The 15,226-nt window shown below is 71.7% G+C and carries 9 protein-coding genes; 2 read left to right on the top strand and 7 right to left on the bottom strand.

The window, feature by feature from the left end:
* The first annotated feature begins 159 nt into the window (after positions 1 to 159).
* Positions 160 to 2,262 (top strand): glycosyltransferase family 39 protein, encoded by a 2,103-nt coding sequence (locus AB0395_RS07630; protein WP_366278017.1) that lies wholly within the window; start codon positions 160 to 162, stop codon positions 2,260 to 2,262.
* Between the two features lie 53 nt (positions 2,263 to 2,315).
* Here the strand turns inward: AB0395_RS07630 and AB0395_RS07625 are convergent, their stop codons facing one another.
* From AB0395_RS07625 to gltB, 3 genes are all read right to left on the bottom strand, one after another.
* Positions 2,316 to 3,962 (bottom strand): S8 family serine peptidase, encoded by a 1,647-nt coding sequence (locus AB0395_RS07625; RefSeq protein ID WP_366278016.1) that lies wholly within the window; start codon positions 3,960 to 3,962, stop codon positions 2,316 to 2,318.
* A 130-nt stretch (positions 3,963 to 4,092) separates the two neighbouring features.
* On the bottom strand, positions 4,093 to 5,571 hold the full coding sequence (locus AB0395_RS07620) for a glutamate synthase subunit beta (RefSeq protein WP_366278014.1): 1,479 nt from the start codon (positions 5,569 to 5,571) through the stop codon (positions 4,093 to 4,095).
* Between the two features lie 13 nt (positions 5,572 to 5,584).
* Positions 5,585 to 10,090 (bottom strand): glutamate synthase large subunit, encoded by a 4,506-nt coding sequence (gene gltB / locus AB0395_RS07615; RefSeq protein ID WP_366278012.1) that lies wholly within the window; start codon positions 10,088 to 10,090, stop codon positions 5,585 to 5,587.
* A gap of 201 nt (positions 10,091 to 10,291) precedes the next feature.
* Here gltB and AB0395_RS07610 point away from each other — a divergent pair, with 201 nt between their 5' ends.
* Positions 10,292 to 11,833 (top strand): bis-aminopropyl spermidine synthase family protein, encoded by a 1,542-nt coding sequence (locus AB0395_RS07610; protein ID WP_366278011.1) that lies wholly within the window; start codon positions 10,292 to 10,294, stop codon positions 11,831 to 11,833.
* Here the strand turns inward: AB0395_RS07610 and AB0395_RS07605 are convergent, their stop codons facing one another.
* Genes AB0395_RS07605 through lgt form a run of 4 tightly spaced genes read right to left on the bottom strand, consistent with a single transcriptional unit; the run spans position 11,834 to position 15,202 of the window.
* Entirely contained in the window at positions 11,834 to 12,448 is a 615-nt protein-coding gene (locus AB0395_RS07605) for a hypothetical protein (RefSeq protein WP_366278009.1), read from the bottom strand.
* 29 nt (positions 12,449 to 12,477) lie between these two features.
* Complete coding sequence (locus tag AB0395_RS07600) at positions 12,478 to 13,308, bottom strand: hypothetical protein (RefSeq protein ID WP_366278007.1); 831 nt, start codon at positions 13,306 to 13,308, stop codon at positions 12,478 to 12,480.
* Positions 13,305 to 14,015 carry a VIT1/CCC1 transporter family protein gene (locus AB0395_RS07595; RefSeq protein WP_366278005.1) on the bottom strand — a complete coding sequence of 237 codons (711 nt, stop codon included), beginning with the start codon at positions 14,013 to 14,015 and terminating at the stop codon, positions 13,305 to 13,307. Before AB0395_RS07595 ends, AB0395_RS07600 begins: the two co-directional genes overlap by 4 nt.
* Positions 14,016 to 14,050: 35 nt before the next feature.
* Positions 14,051 to 15,202, bottom strand: a complete 1,152-nt coding sequence (gene lgt, locus AB0395_RS07590; protein ID WP_366278003.1) for a prolipoprotein diacylglyceryl transferase — start codon at positions 15,200 to 15,202, stop codon at positions 14,051 to 14,053.
* Between the last annotated feature and the right edge of the window lie 24 nt (positions 15,203 to 15,226).

Raw genomic sequence — 15,226 nt, 5'->3', positions numbered from 1 at the left:
CCGCGGGGAGTGAACGGATCCTTGCGCGGGGGCCGGGTGGCGTCTGAGGGGCGTGGAGCGGGACTCGGGGGCGGTCCGGCGGTTTTCTCCGGGGTGTTCTCATCGGATCCTCATCGAGCGCCAAGGGGGTGTTGAGGCGGCCGCTCAAGGGTGTGGCGCATGGATGTGCGCAGGGAACCGCGGTGGTCGAGGTGGGTGCTGGTCGCGGCGTGCGGGCTGGCCGGGGTGTTGTACGGCTGGGCGCTCGGCTCGGTGGAGTTCGGCAACTCCTACTACGCGGCGGCGGTCCGCTCGATGAGCATGAGCTGGTCGAACTTCTTCTTCGGGGCGTTCGACCCGCTGGGAGTCTCGACGGTGGACAAGCCGCCGGGCGCGTTGTGGGTGCAGGCCCTTTCGGTGCGGGTTTTCGGGTATCACGGCTGGGCGCTGATCGTGCCGCAGGTGGTCGAGGGGGTGCTGGCGGTCGTCGTGCTGCACCGGGCGGTCGTGCGCTGGGCCGGTCCTGCGGCGGCGTCGATCTCGGCGGTGGTGCTGGCGTTGACGCCGATCACGGTCGCGGTGAACCGGAACGACAATCCCGACACGTTGCTGGTGTTGTCGCTGGTGTGCGCGGCCTACGCGGTGACGCGGGCGGTGCAGGGTGGCCGGGCGCGCTGGCTGGTGGCGGCGGGCGCGTTCGTGGGGCTGGCGTTCACGGTGAAGATGGTGCAGGCGTGGGTGGTGGTTCCCGCACTGCTGGGGGCGTGGCTGGTGGCCGGGGTCTCGTGGCGGCGGCTGTGGGCGGCGGCGGTCGCGGGGGCGGTGATGCTGGTGACGTCGCTGGCGTGGGTGGTCGCGGTCGACGTGTGGCCGGGGGCGAAGCCGTACGTGGGAGGGAGCAGGGACGGCGGCGCGTGGGATCTGGTGGTCGGTTACAACGGCCTGGGGCGGCTGCTGGGAACGCGTGACGGCGCGGGGACGGGGCTGGGGAACGCGGGGCCGAGCATGGGCGGGGAGGCGGGCCTGGGCCGGATGTTCAACGAGCAGGTGGCGGGACAGATCAGCTGGTTGCTGCCGTTCTGCCTGGTGGGGGCGGTGGCGGTGGTCGTCACGATGGTGGTGCGCGGGAGGGGGGCCGAGGGGACCGCGGGGGCAGGAGCGGACAGGCGGGATGCGGCGGGCTGGGTGCTGTGGGGCGGCTGGCTGGTGCTGTGCTGGGCGGTTTTCAGCTTCGCCGAGGGGATCTTCCATCCGTACTACACGACGCAGCTCGGCCCGGCGGTCGCGGCGGTCGCGGGGGCGGGCGCGGTGACGATGTGGCGGCTCTATCTTCGGCCTGCGGGGTGGGCGTGGGTGTTGCTGCCCGCGGCGGTCGGCGTGTCCGCGCTGTGGGCCGTGGTCGTGGTGCGGCGGACGCCGGACTGGCTGCCGTGGCTGGCTCCGCTGGCCGGGGTCGCGGGGGCGCTGGGTGTCGCCGGGCTGCTGGCCGGGCGGTTGTCGCCGCGGGTCTTCCGTGGCCTGTCCCGGCGTTTCTCGGTGGTCTCCGCGGTGGTGGCGGCGGTGGCGGTGCTGGTCGCGCCCGCGGCGTGGTCGGCGGCCGAGCCTCTCGACGGGCCCGGTGGCATGGGCGGGGTGAATCCTGCGGCCGGGCCTGAGGCGGGGTTCGGCGGCGGTGGGCCGGGGCGGGGAGGCGGGGCCTGGGCGGGTGGCCCGGGGCGTGGGGGCCCGGGTGACGGGGGTCGTGGTCCGGGGGGCGGGGCCGTGTCCGGTGGTTCTTTCCAGGCGGGCGGCCCGGGGCCGGGCGGCGGTCCCGGAATGGACGGCTCAGGCACCGGGGTGCCGGGGAGCGGGGGGCCGGGCGGTGCCGGTGCGGGCGGGGGCCGTACCGGTGCGGGCGGCGGGTCGCGGGGCGGCGGTCTGTCGACCTGGGGGGTGGCGACCGGGACGTTGACGGCCGGGCAGCGCGACGTGCTGGAGTACGTCACCGCGAGGCGGGACGGGGCCAGGATCCTGCTGGCGACGCTGTCGGCGACCGGTGCCGCGCCGTACATCATCGCGACGGGCGGGGACGTGGTCGCGATGGGCGGCTACAACGCGACGGACCAGGCGGTGGGCCTGGAGGAGCTCAAGCGCCTGGTCGCGGGCGGTGATCTGCGGTTCGTCCAGCTGTCGGGCTTCACCGGTCAGGGGGCGGAGTCCGATCCGCGGCTGGCCTGGATCGAGGAGAACTGCTCCCCGGTCGCGCTGGACGGTGTCACCGACCTGCGCCGGTGCGGCGCGTAGGGCGGTGACCACGATGTCCCTCGGGGCACGGCGGTCACCGTGCCCCGGGGGTTTCAGCGGCTGGTGGTGGCGGCCTTGGCCGCGTTGACGATGCCGTGGCCGTAGAAGCCGTTGCGGGATGTGGACCCCTCGCAGGTGTGGACGGTCTCGTCTCCCGAGGTGTGGTAGGCGTATCTGCGCGGGGTCGGGCAGGGTTTGCGGGTCGCGGTGGCGTAGAGCAGGCGCTGGACGTCCGCGGGGGGCATGGTGAGGCCGTCCTTCGCGGGTTTGCCGAAGCGGCTGATGAGGATGGCGGCGACGCCGGTGGCGTGCGGGGCGGCCATGGAGCTGCCCGCGAGGTACTGGTAGTAGGCGCAGGTTCCCTCGTGGCAGTCGCGGACGACGGAGGAGCTTCGTGGCTCGCCGTTCGCGCCGATCAGGCCCTTGGCGCGGAGCATGTGCTCGGGGGCGGCGGCCAGGACGGTCCGGGTGACGTCCGGATCGGCTCCGCCGTCGTTGCCGTCGCCGCCGGGGGCCGACAGGTCGGTCTGTTCGATGCCGTAGTCGGAGTAGGAGGCCTTGCGCCCGCTCGGGCCGAGAGCCGAGATCGAGATGACGCCCTTGGACTCGGCGGGGACGTTGAGGCAGGAGTTGTCGATCTTGCGCAGGCGTTGCGAGTCGAGGGGGTAGTCGGGGCTGGTGAGGTCGGCTCTCGGCTTGCCGAGGTCAGTCCCCTCGTTGCCGATCGCGCTGATCAGGGTGACGCCGTGTTCGCGGGCGTAGTCGAGGGCGCGTTGCATGCCGGTGATGATGCCGCGCTGTTCGAGCTGTTCCGCTGTGGAGTCGCGGGGGTTGGCCTTGCAGTTGAACAGCCAGGGATCGACGTAGTAGCTCATGTTGACCACGTCGATGCCGTTGTCCGCGGCGTAGGTGAGGGCGTCGAGGCTGGGTTTGAGGAAGAACACGCCCGCGTCCTGGCCCGCGCGGAGGTTGACGAGGGAGACGCGGGGGGCGACGCCCGCGATGCCCAGGCCGTTGATCGGGGAGGCGATGGTGCTGGCCACGTGGGTGCCGTGGCCGTCGTCGTCCCAGTCTGCGGGGTCCTTGCAGCCCTTGAACTCGCAGGGGCCGTCGAATTCCTTGCCGTTGGGGTCCTTGGGCTTGTCGGTCACGAAGTTGCGGCTGAGGGCGCGGTTGAAGTTCGGTGCGATGTCGGGGTGTTTCCCGTCGATGCCGGTGTCGATGACGCCGACCAGCACCTTCTTGTCGCCGGGGGCGGTGGCGTAGGAGCCTGCGGCGGTGGCGCCGATCATCTTCATGTCCCACTGCCGTCCGGCGAGGGGTTCGGCTCCGGGGAGGCTGAGGGTCCGGATGTCGGAGGCGTTGACGCCGGTGGCGGGGGTCGAGGTCGCGTAGCCGACCCTGCGGTCGGAGGAGATGCCCGCGACGGCCTCGTTGTCCGCGAGGGCCTCGGCGAAGCGGATGCCGGGGCCTCTGGCGATGACGTAGCCGAGTTTCGGCTCGGTGGACAGCGGGACGCCGCCGCCGGCCCTGATGGCGTCGACGGCTCTGGCCTGGGCGCCGTGGGTGTAGAAGACCAGGTAGTCGCGGAGGCCTGTGCCCTCCGCCGCGGCTCCGCCGGCGGGGGTGCCGGTGGTGAGGGCCGCGGTGATGACGGTCGCGGTCGCCGCTCCCGCCAGGCGTTTGCTCCAGCGATTCATCGATCCTCCGTGTCTGTCAGACCCGGAGAATCATCCTTCAGCCATATAACTGGCAAAGCAACCTGATCAGCATTTGACCGATGTTTCCGGTACGGCAGGCGGAAGCCGTACCGGAAACATCTGCTCGTGATCAGACCAGGGGCCGGGCGGTGGGCGGGATCGCCACCGGCAGGGCCGTCTGGCCGGTGAGGTGGCGGTCGACGGCCGCGGCGGCCGATCGGCCCTCGGCGATCGCCCAGACGATCAGCGACTGGCCGCGGCCGACGTCCCCGGCGACGAAGACGCCGTCGACCCGCGACGTGTAGTCCCTGTCCCTGACGACGTTGCCCCGCGCGTCGAAGAAGTCACCCTCGGCGATCGAGGCCAGTTCCTCGAGCAGGCCCGCCTTCTCCGGGCCGACGAAGCCCATCGACAGGGTGACCAGCTCCGCGGGAATCTCGCGCTCGGTGCCGGGGATCGGCTTGAAGCCGGTCGCGGGGCCCTCGACCTCGGCCAGGCGCAGCGCCCTGACGTTGCCGTCGGCGTCCCCGACGAACTCGGTGGTCGAGACCGCGTAGACACGGTCGCCGCCACCGTCGGCCAGTTCCTCGTGGGCGCTCTCCATCTTGAACAGGATGGGGAAGGTGGGCCACGGCTGGCTTCCCGGGCGTTCCGCCGGGGGCTGGGGCATGATCTCCAGCTGGGTGACCGACGCGGCCCCTTGGCGGATCGCGGTGCCGATGCAGTCCGCGCCGGTGTCGCCGCCGCCGATCACCACGACGTGCTTGCCCTCGGCGTTGATCGGCGAGACCGGGTAGTCGCCCTCCTGAACCTTGTTGGACGGCGGGAGGTACTCCATCGCCTGGTGGATGCCCTTCAGGTCGCGCCCGGCGACGGGCAGTTCCCGCCACTGGGTCGCGCCGCCCGCCAGGACGACGGCGTCGAACTCCTCGCGGAGCCGGGCCGCGGTGATGTCGACGCCGACGTTGACTCCGGTGCGGAACTCGGTGCCCTCGGCCCGCATCTGCGCGAGCCTGCGGTCGATGTGCCGCTTCTCCATCTTGAACTCGGGGATGCCGTAGCGGAGCAGGCCGCCGATCCGGTCGGCGCGCTCGAACACCACCACGTCGTGCCCGGCCCTGGTGAGCTGCTGGGCGGCGGCCAGGCCCGCGGGACCGGAGCCGACGACCGCGACCCGCTTGCCGGTCTTCGAGGCCGGGATCTGCGGGGTCACCCAGCCCTCGTCGAAGGCACGGTCGATGATCTCAACCTCGACGCGCTTGATCGCCACTGGGTCCGAGTTGATGCCCAGCACACAGGCCGCCTCGCAGGGCGCCGGGCACAGGCGCCCGGTGAACTCGGGGAAGTTGTTGGTGGCGTGCAGGCGCTCGACGGCTTCGCGCCAGTCGTCGCGGTAGACCAGGTCGTTCCACTCGGGGATGAGGTTGCCCAGCGGGCAACCGTTGTGGCAGAACGGGATGCCGCAGTCCATGCAGCGGGCGGCCTGCTTGGTCAGGGCGGGCTTGGGGAAGTCCTGGTAGACCTCCCGCCAGTCGCGGATGCGCACGTCGACCGGGCGGCGGCCGGGCAGCTCGCGTCCGTGAGTGAGGAAACCCTTCGGGTCAGCCATCGGTGTACCCCCCTTATCCCTGGACCGCGGCCGTCATGACCGCCTCGTCGATGTCACGGCCCTCGAGCCGGGCGGCCTCCGCCGCGCGCAGCACCCGCTTGTAGTCGGTCGGCATGATCTTGCTGAAGCGGGCCGGGTCCCAGTCGGCCAGGAGCGCCTTGGCGACCGTGGAGCCGGTCTCCGTCAGGTGCGCCTCGACGATCTCCCGCAGCGCCTCAGAGTCGGCCTCGTCGAGCTCCTCGATCTCGACCATCTCGCGGTTGACCCGCGCGGTGTCGAGGTCGAGCAGGTAGGCGACGCCGCCGGACATGCCCGCGGCGAAGTTGCGGCCCGTCGGGCCGAGGACGATGGCCTTGCCGCCCGTCATGTACTCGCAGCCGTGGTCGCCGACGCCCTCGACGACGGCGGTCGCGCCGGAGTTGCGGACGCAGAACCGCTCCCCGACGACGCCGCGGATGAACGCCTCACCGGAGGTCGCGCCGTACAGGCCGACGTTGCCCGCGATGATGTGGCCGTCGAGCGGGGCCTCGTCGTACGGCTGGACGGTGATCCTGCCGCCGGACAGGCCCTTGCCGAGGTAGTCGTTGGCGTCGCCGGTCAGGCGCAGCGTGATGCCCCTGGGCACGAAGGCGCCGAAGGAGTTGCCCGCCGAGCCGGTGAAGCGGACGTCGATGGTGTCGTCCGGCAGCCCGGCTCCGCCGTACCGCTTGGTCACCTCGTGCCCGAGCATGGTGCCGACCGTGCGGTTGACGTTGCGGATGGGCAGCTCCAGCGTGACCCGGTCGCCCTGCTCGAGGGCCCCCTCGGCGAGCTGGATCAAGGTGTGGTCGAGCGCCTTGTCCAGGCCGTGGTCCTGCTCCTGGGTACGGCGCAGCGGGGTGCCCTCGGGCAGCTCAGGCCGGTGCAGGATCGGTGCCAGGTCGAGCCCGGCGGCCTTCCAGTGGTGCTCTGCCGGGGTGGTGTCCAGCAGCTCCGCGTGGCCGATGGCCTCCTCCAGAGTGCGGAAGCCCAGCGCGGCGAGGTACTCGCGGATCTCCTGCGCGATGAACTCGAAGAAGTTGACCACGAACTCGGGCTTGCCGCTGAACCGCCTGCGCAGCTCGGGGTTCTGGGTGGCGACGCCGACCGGGCAGGTGTCCAGGTGGCAGACACGCATCATCACGCAGCCGGAGACGACCAGCGGGGCGGTGGCGAAACCGTACTCCTCGGCGCCGAGCAGCGCGGCGACGATCACGTCGCGGCCGGTCTTGAGCTGGCCGTCGACCTGTACGACGATCCGGTCGCGCAGCCCGTTGAGCAGCAGCGTCTGCTGGGTCTCGGCGAGGCCGAGCTCCCAGGGGGCGCCCGCGTGCTTGAGCGAGGTGAGCGGGGAGGCGCCGGTGCCGCCGTCGTGGCCGGAGATGAGCACGACGTCGGCGTGGGCCTTGGACACGCCCGCCGCGACCGTGCCGACGCCGACCTCGGCCACGAGCTTGACGTGCACGCGGGCGGCCGGGTTGGAGTTCTTCAGGTCGTGGATGAGCTGGGCGAGGTCCTCGATGGAGTAGATGTCGTGATGCGGCGGCGGCGAGATGAGGCCGACGCCGGGGGTCGAGTGCCGGGTCTTGGCGATCCACGGGTAGACCTTGTGGCCGGGCAGCTGGCCGCCCTCACCGGGCTTGGCGCCCTGGGCCATCTTGATCTGCAGGTCGTCGGCGTTGACGAGGTACTCGGAGGTGACGCCGAAGCGGCCCGAGGCCACCTGCTTGATGGCGGAGCGGCGTGCGGGGTCGTAGAGCCGCTCCGGGTCCTCGCCGCCCTCACCGGTGTTGGACTTGCCGCCGAGCCGGTTCATCGCGATGGCGAGGGTCTCGTGCGCCTCCATCGAGATGGAGCCGTAGGACATGGCGCCGGTCGAGAAGCGCTTGACGATCTCGCTGACCGGCTCGACCTCGTCGATCGGGACCGGCTCGCGGACCCCGTCGCGGAGGGTGAACAGGCCGCGCAGCGTCATCAGCCTCTCGGCCTGCGAGTCGACCAGGGAGGTGTACTCCTTGAAGATCTCGTAGCGGCGCGAGCGGGTGGCGTGCTGCAGCTTGAAGACGGTCTCGGGGTTGAACAGGTGCGGCTCGCCCTCGCGGCGCCACTGGTACTCGCCGCCGACCTCAAGGCGCCGGTGGGCGTTCTCCACGCGGGGGTAGGCGCGTCCGTGGCGGAGCGCGACCTCCTCGGCGAGGACGTCGAAGCCAATACCACCGAGGCGGGAGGTGGTTCCGGCGAAGCAGACCCCGATGACGTCGTCGTCGAGGCCGAGCGCCTCGAAGATCTGCGCGCCGGTGTAGGAGGCGACGGTGGACACGCCCATCTTGGACATGACCTTCAGGACGCCCTTGCCGTACGCCTTGATGAGGTTGCGCACGGCCTTGTGCCGCTCGGTCGCCAGGACACCGGAGGTGATCATGTCCTCCACGGTCTCGATGGCGAGATAGGGGTTGACCGCGCCCGCGCCATAGCCGATGAGCAGGGCCATGTGGTGGGCCTCACGGGCCTCGCCGGTCTCGATGACCAGGCCGACCCTGGTGCGGGTCTTCTCCGCGATGAGGTGGTGGTGCACCGCGCCGGTGAGCATCAGCGACGGGATGGGCGCCAGGACGTCCGAGGAGCCCCGGTCGGAGAGCACGATGATCCGCGCCCCGCCCTCGATCGCCGCGGAGACCTCGGCACGGATCTCCTCGAGACGGTGGAGCAGTGCCTCGCCGCCGCCGCGGACCTCGTAGAGGCCGGAGACGATGTGCGGGCGAAAGCCCGGCAGGGCGCCCTCGTCGTTGATGTGGATGATCTTGGCGAGCTCTTCGTTGTCGATCACCGGGTAGGGCAGCACGAGCTGACGGCAGGAGGCGGGCTCCGGGTCGAGCAGGTTGCCCTCCGGGCCGAGCGTGCTGGCCAGGGAGGTGACGAGCTCCTCACGGATGGCGTCCAGCGGCGGGTTGGTGACCTGCGCGAACAGCTGGCTGAAGTAGTCGAACAGCAGCCTGGGCTTGTCGCTGAGGACTGCGACCGGGGTGTCGGTGCCCATGGAGCCGATCGGCTCGGCTCCCGTCGTGGCCATCGGCGACAGGATGATCCGCAGCTCCTCCTCGGTGTAGCCGAAGGTCTGCTGCCGCTTGATCAGCGCCTCGTGAGTGGGGATCTCGCGCGAGCGGGCGGGCAGCTCCTCGAAGCGGACGAGGCCCGCGTGCAGCCAGTCGGCGTAGGGCAGCTCGGCGGCCAGCTCGGCCTTGATCTCGTCGTCCTCGATGATCTTGCCGCGCGCGGTGTCGATCAGGAACATCCTGCCGGGCTGCAGGCGGCCCTTGCGGACCACGTCCTGCGGGGCGATGTCGAGGACACCCGCCTCCGAGGCGAGCACGACGAGACCGTCCGCGGTGACCCAGAACCGGCCGGGACGCAGGCCGTTGCGGTCGAGGACCGCGCCGACGAGGGTGCCGTCGGAGAAGGTGATCGAGGCGGGGCCGTCCCACGCCTCCATGAGGGTCGAGTGGAACTCGTAGAACGCCCGCCGCGCGGGGTCCATCTCGGTGTTGCTCTCCCACGCCTCGGGGATCATCATCAGCACGGCGTGGGGCAGCTTGCGGCCGGCGAGGTGGAGCAGCTCCAGCGTCTCGTCGAAGGAGGCGGTGTCGGAGCCGTCGGGGTCGCAGATCGGGAACAGGCGCGACAGGTCGCCGGGGAGCGCGGCGGTCTTCAGCATGGCCTCGCGGGCGCGCATCCAGTTGCGGTTGCCCTTGACCGTGTTGATCTCACCGTTGTGGGCGATGTAGCGGTAGGGGTGCGCCAGCGGCCACGAGGGGAAGGTGTTGGTCGAAAAGCGCGAGTGGACCAGCGAGATCGCGGTCTCGTAGCGCTCGTCGCTCAGGTCGGGGAAGAACGGCTCCACCTGGCCGGGGGTGAGCATGCCCTTGTAGACGATCGTCCTGGAGCTCAGCGACGGGAAGTAAACGTCCGCCTCGTGCTCGGCCCGCTTGCGCAGGCAGAAGGCGAGCCTGTCGAGTTCGAGGCCGCTCTCGCCGTTCGGGGAGGCCACGAAGAGCTGCCCGAAGAACGGCATCACCGCGCGGGCGCTGGGCCCGGGGAGCGTCGGGTCGGTCGGGACGTCGCGCCAGCCGAGGACCGTCAGCCCCTCCTCCGCCGCGATCTCCTCGATCAGCCGCACCGCGATCTGGCGGGCCTCGGGGTCAGCGGGCAGGAAGGCGGTGCCCACGGCGTAGGAGCCCGCCTCGGGAAGCGGGAAGCCGGCCTCGGCGCGGAGGAAGGCGTCGGGGATCTGCGTGAGAATGCCGGCACCGTCACCGGTGTCCGGCTCGCTCCCCTGGGCTCCCCGGTGGTCGAGGTTGCACAGGGCCATCAGGGCCTTGGCGACGATGTCGTGACTGCGGCGTCCCGCCACGTCGGCGACCATTGCGACACCACAGGCGTCGTGCTCGTTCGAGGGGTGGTAGAGGCCCTGAGGCTCGGGAAAGCCGAGGTGGGCAGCAGGCATTGAATCCCTCCCGTCGTCTTGCTTCTTTGGATCAAGCAAAGGGACGACGTTGGCCCTGCTGCGTGGTGGGTAGACATTACCGTACCCCGTCGGAAACCTACCTACCCGGCCCGCATAGCGACCATTTAGCATAGGTTTGCCCACTTCAGTCAACGCGGCCGCGAGGCGCGGCATTCCGGGCGGGGCCCCTAAGGTTGGGCCATGGAAGCGATTGCGGAGCTCCTCGCACGGGCGGGGGTTGACGGCAGGCGGCCGAGGGCGGTACTGGCCGCGCTGAGCGAGGGCCGCTGGTGGACCCTGGCCGACCTGGTCAGGGAGACCGCGACGTCGCGGCGGGCCGTCGAGGCCCTGCTGCGCGAGGCCGACCTGGAGCGCTCCGGCGACCGGTTCAGGCTCAAGGCCCCGCTGCCGGGCCTGACCGTACACGCCGCTGCGCCCGCCGATCCGGTCGCGCACCTGCTCGCCGGGCACGCCTCCCTGGTCGCCACGATGGAGGAGCTGATCGCCAAGGCGCCCCGGGGGCGTCACACGCTGGACCACGTGTCGGCGACCGCGGAGACCGTGGTCAGGCGGGCGCTGCTGCTGGATGCCAGGTTCTGGCTCGATGGCGCCCGGCTGCTCTGCGTCGGCGACCACGACCTCACCTCGCTGGCCGCAGCGGCGCTGCACCCCGGCCTCGAGGTGACCGTGGCCGACATCGACGAGCGCATCCTCAGCTACATCGCCGAGCAGGCGGAACGGCTCGCCCTGCCCGTGCGGACCCGCTGGGCCGACCTGCGCCTCGGCCTGCCCGCCTCGACGCGCGCGTGGGCCGATCTGGCGATCACCGACCCGCCCTACACGCCCGAGGGTGTCGGCCTGTTCGTCGCCCGCGCCGCCGAGGGCCTGCGCGACCGTGAGCAGGGCCGGATCCTGCTGGCGTACGGCGCCAGCGAGCGCACCCCCGCGCTTGCCCTGAAGGTGCAGCAGGCCCTGTCACAGCTCAATCTGGTCAGCGAGGCGATCTACCCCGACTTCAACCGCTATCTCGGCGCCGAGGCCATCGGGTCCGCCGCCGACCTGTACGTCCTGCGGCCGACCACGAAGACCTGGCCCGCCGTCGCCGCCCGCGTCGACGGCCTGAGCGCCGCCATCTACACCCAGGGGCCCCAGGCGGTCGAGTCGGCAGGCTCGACCGCGCCGGCGCCCCTTCCCGGCGGGACACCCGAGGTGCTGGTCGGCGACTGGCCTGGGGAGGTGTTGCCGAAGGTGCCCAGGGCCCGCTTGTCGACCTGGCTCGCCAAGCCGTACGCCACCGATCCCGGCGAGGTGGCGATAGCGGTGCCCGCCGGTCTCGAGGCGGCGCTGCCCCGGCTGCTACTGGCGACCCGTGCCCGCCGCGTCCAGGTCACGCTGGCTGCGCAGCCCACGCCGTCCGCGAGCCTCCCCACCGAACCGCTGTCGCCCGTCTACGAGCTGACCATCGAGGGCCGGACCGTGCACGCGGCACGGCTCCCGCTCCCGGAGACCGGCGAGGAGCGGATCCTGCGCCGCATCCTGGACAACGCCCACGGCAAGGTCGCCAACACCTGGCGGGAGGCGCTCATCAAGGCCAGAGGCGATCTGACCAAGAGGCAGGCCAGGGCGGTCGTCGCCGCCGTCGCGCCCTGGGCGGAGGACGTCACCGTCCTGGAACTGCCCGCCCACCGGCTGCTGGGGCTGCGGGACGCGGTGGCGCGGTCCCTCACCGCGCCCGCCGAGTGATCAGCGCACCAGACGGCGCTGGATCAGCAGGCTGGGGCTGTCGACGGCCACCTGCGGGTAGGTGAGGTCGCCCCCGCCCTTGTCGCCGACCGGGCCGACCCAGCTGACGGTGACGAAGTGGCCGAGGGCGCGGGCCTGCGCCCAGCCTCGCGATCCCTCGAAGCCGTCGGGGGTTCCGGGGGCCGGCCGGACGAACCCGCCGTGGCCGAACGCCGCGAGAAGCCTGTCCGCGGCGGCCGAGTCGGCCAGGTTGAAGATGACGAATTGCCCGAGGACCCGGCCGTCCCGGGTCGCGTAGCGGGCGCGCAGCACCTGGGTGCATCCGGCGACCGCCTGCTCCGCGCTGCCCCACACCGCTGCGGCGCAGTCGGTGAGCGCCTCGGTCCCCTGGCTCGCGAGCGTGGTGCCGCCCGCGCTCACCGAGCCGGTGGGAAAGATCTCCTCGACGGTCAGCGGGGCGGGATCGGCGGCCCGGGTGGCGATCGGGCCGTAGTGCGCCGTGGTCGGCTCGGCCCTGAACGTCGCCGGTCGCGGGGTGTCCGCGCCGCTCCGCCACCACAGGAAGGCCGCCCCGGCGGCCAGGAGCACGGCGACGACGGCGATCCACTTGCGCATGACCGATGAGCCTACTGCGAGCTGAGGCGTCACGAGGGGGCGGCGCTGGGACTCACCGCAACGACGCGGCGGAACACGGCCTTCTCCGCGCCTCTGACCGCCAGCGACAGGGAGACGAAGTCGTCCTTCTGGCCGGGGTCCGCGCCGTCGGCGCGGCCGATCCAGACCAGGCCCGCGTAGTGGCCCATGGCGTGGCCGCTGGCCTCGGTGTGGCCATCGGGGGGAAAGAGCATCCCGCCGGACTCGAGCGCCTGGACCCAGCCTCCCCGGTAGCCCGCGGTCAGCGACTGGACCAGCCCGTCCGCCGCGGTGGTGTCGCGCAGGTTGAGCAGGGTGTACTGGGCGATGTAGCGGCCGTCCGCGCTGGTGTACGCGCCCCGCAGTGCCTGGGTGCAGCCCGCCTGGGCAAGCTGGCTCGCCAGTTCCTGGCCCCAGATCACCGCCGAGCAGCCGGCGTCCAGCTTGGATTCGGTCAGTTTCAGCGTGACCTTGCCCTCTTTGAGGGTTTTTTCGGCGAAGACGTCCTTCAGGGTGAGCGGCGCCGGGTCGGCCGTGTTCTGCTCGATGGGCGCGAACAGCTTCGGCGAGACCCACCCCTTGTAGGTGTCGGGCCTGGGCCGGGTCGAGATGGCCGCGGCGGTCGCCCGCTCGGGCACGAAGTCGTTGCCGATCGCGGAGATCGCGAAGGTGAGGACGACCGCGGCGACCAGCACGCCCGCCACGGATCCGGCGATCACCAGCAGCCGTTGCTGGGCGGGGCTCAGGCCCCACTCCTCCAGCGCGGCGATGTTCTTGGGCTGCGTCCTGGCGGAGCTGCGGCGGCGCTTGCGCGCGGGCGGGGAGGGGGAAGGTGAGGTCACACGCCTCCTCCGAGCAGGTGGCCGAGGCCGAAGGTCAGGCCCGCCGCGACCACACCGACGACGAGCTGCCGCAGCCCGCTGTACCACCAGCTGCGCGCGGTGACCCTGGAGACCAGCGCGCCCGCCCCGAACAGCGCAAGGCAGGACAGGACCGCCGAGCTGACCAGGCTGGTGACCCCCAGGAGGTACGGCAGGAGCGGCAGGACCGCGCCCACGCTGAAGGACAGGAACGAGGAGACCGCGGCGACCTTGGGCGAGGGAAGGTCCCCCGGGGTGACGCCGAGCTCGGCGCGGGCGTGCACCTCCAGTGCCTTGGCGGGGTTCAGGGAGATCTGCCTGGCCACCTCGGCCGCCAGGTCGGGCTGGACGCCGCGCGACTCGTAGAGCTGGGCGAGCTCGCGCTGCTCGGCCTCAGGGTGGCGTTCGAGCTCGCGCCGCTCGACGTCGATCTCGGCGATGGCGAGCTCCCGCTGGCTGGCGACCGAGACGTACTCGCCGCCCGCCATGGAGAACGCGCCTGCCGCGAGGCCCGCCATCCCGGCCAGCACGACGACCTTGGTGCTGGCCGTACCGCCCGCGACACCGGCGATCAGGGCGAAGTTCGAGACGAGCCCGTCCATCGCCCCGAAAACCGACGGCCGCAGCCACCCGCCGTTGACGTCACGGTGGGCGTGATGGATCTCGGCGCGCCCTTCGCCCTCGCTCATCGTCTCTCTTTCTTCCCCTTGTTGGCGGCCACGGCTCACGCCGTGCCGCCCTCCCCGGACGTGCCGCGCTCGCTCCTCGCCACACCCCTGCCCGAGGCGGTCTCGGCCTCGTCTGCCTGGTCCGACGAGTGCGCGGGATCGATCCCGCCGTCGTGGGCGAGCGCGGACATGAGCGCCACTCCCCCATCCTGCACGGCAGCCTCTTCGGCCTGGTCCGCCGGGTGCGCCGGATCGGGCGTCTCGGGGCTTTCCTGGGCGGCCTCCGAGGTCCCGGCCGCCGCGTCACGTGCCTCGTGCTCGTCAGCCTGGTCGGCCGGGTGCGCCGGGTCGGCTGGGTGCGCCGAGTGCTCGGCCTCGAGGGCGGGCTCCGCCGCCTGGACCCGCTCCTCACCTGTCTTGTTCCTGGCGTACCAGAAGTAGGCGAGCGCCCCAATGAACAGCACGATCGAGGTCCACTGGTTGAGCCGCAGGCCGAGGATGTGGTGGGCGCTGTCCACCCGCAGGCCCTCAATCCAGAAACGGCCCAGGGTGTAACCGGCGACGTAGAGCGCGAACACCCGGGCGTGCCTGAGTGAGAACCTGCGGCCCGCCCAGATCAGGAAGAAGGCCAGGCCCAGGTCCCAGAGCGACTCGTACAGGAACGTGGGGTGGTAGGTGGAGACGCCCGCTATCGTGCCCGGCTTGTCGGGGTCGATCTCCAGGCCCCACGGCAGGTTCGTCGGGCTGCCGAACAGCTCCTGGTTGAAGTAGTTGCCCCAGCGGCCGATGGCCTGGGCGACCGCGATGCCGGGGGCCACGGTGTCGGCGACCGCCGACAGCGAGATCCCCCGGTTCCGGCAGCCGAACCACACGCCCAGGGCACCGAGCGCGACGGCCCCCCAGATGCCCAGTCCCCCGTTCCAGATGTACAGCGCCTCGATCGGCGTGTGGGGGGCGTCCGGCCCGAAATAGAGCTGCCAGTCGGTGATGACGTGGTAGAGACGCCCGCCGACCAGGCCGAACGGTACGGCCCATACGGCGAGGTCGACGATCGTGCCCGGCGCGCCGCCGCGGGCGCGCCAGCGGCGTTCGCCGATGATGACGGCGACGATGACGCCCAGCACGATGCACAGCGCGTAGGCCCTGATGGGAATTACACCGAGGTACCAGACCCCTTGGGAGGGGCTGGGAATCGAGGCGAGGGGCATGTCAGGTGACGTTACCGTGTCGCG

The sequence above is a fragment of the Streptosporangium sp. NPDC051023 genome, assembly GCF_040689595.1.
Lineage (GTDB): Bacteria > Actinomycetota > Actinomycetes > Streptosporangiales > Streptosporangiaceae > Streptosporangium.
Note: the sequence above shows the minus strand (reverse complement) of the source record. Positions and strands in the feature narration are given on the sequence as shown.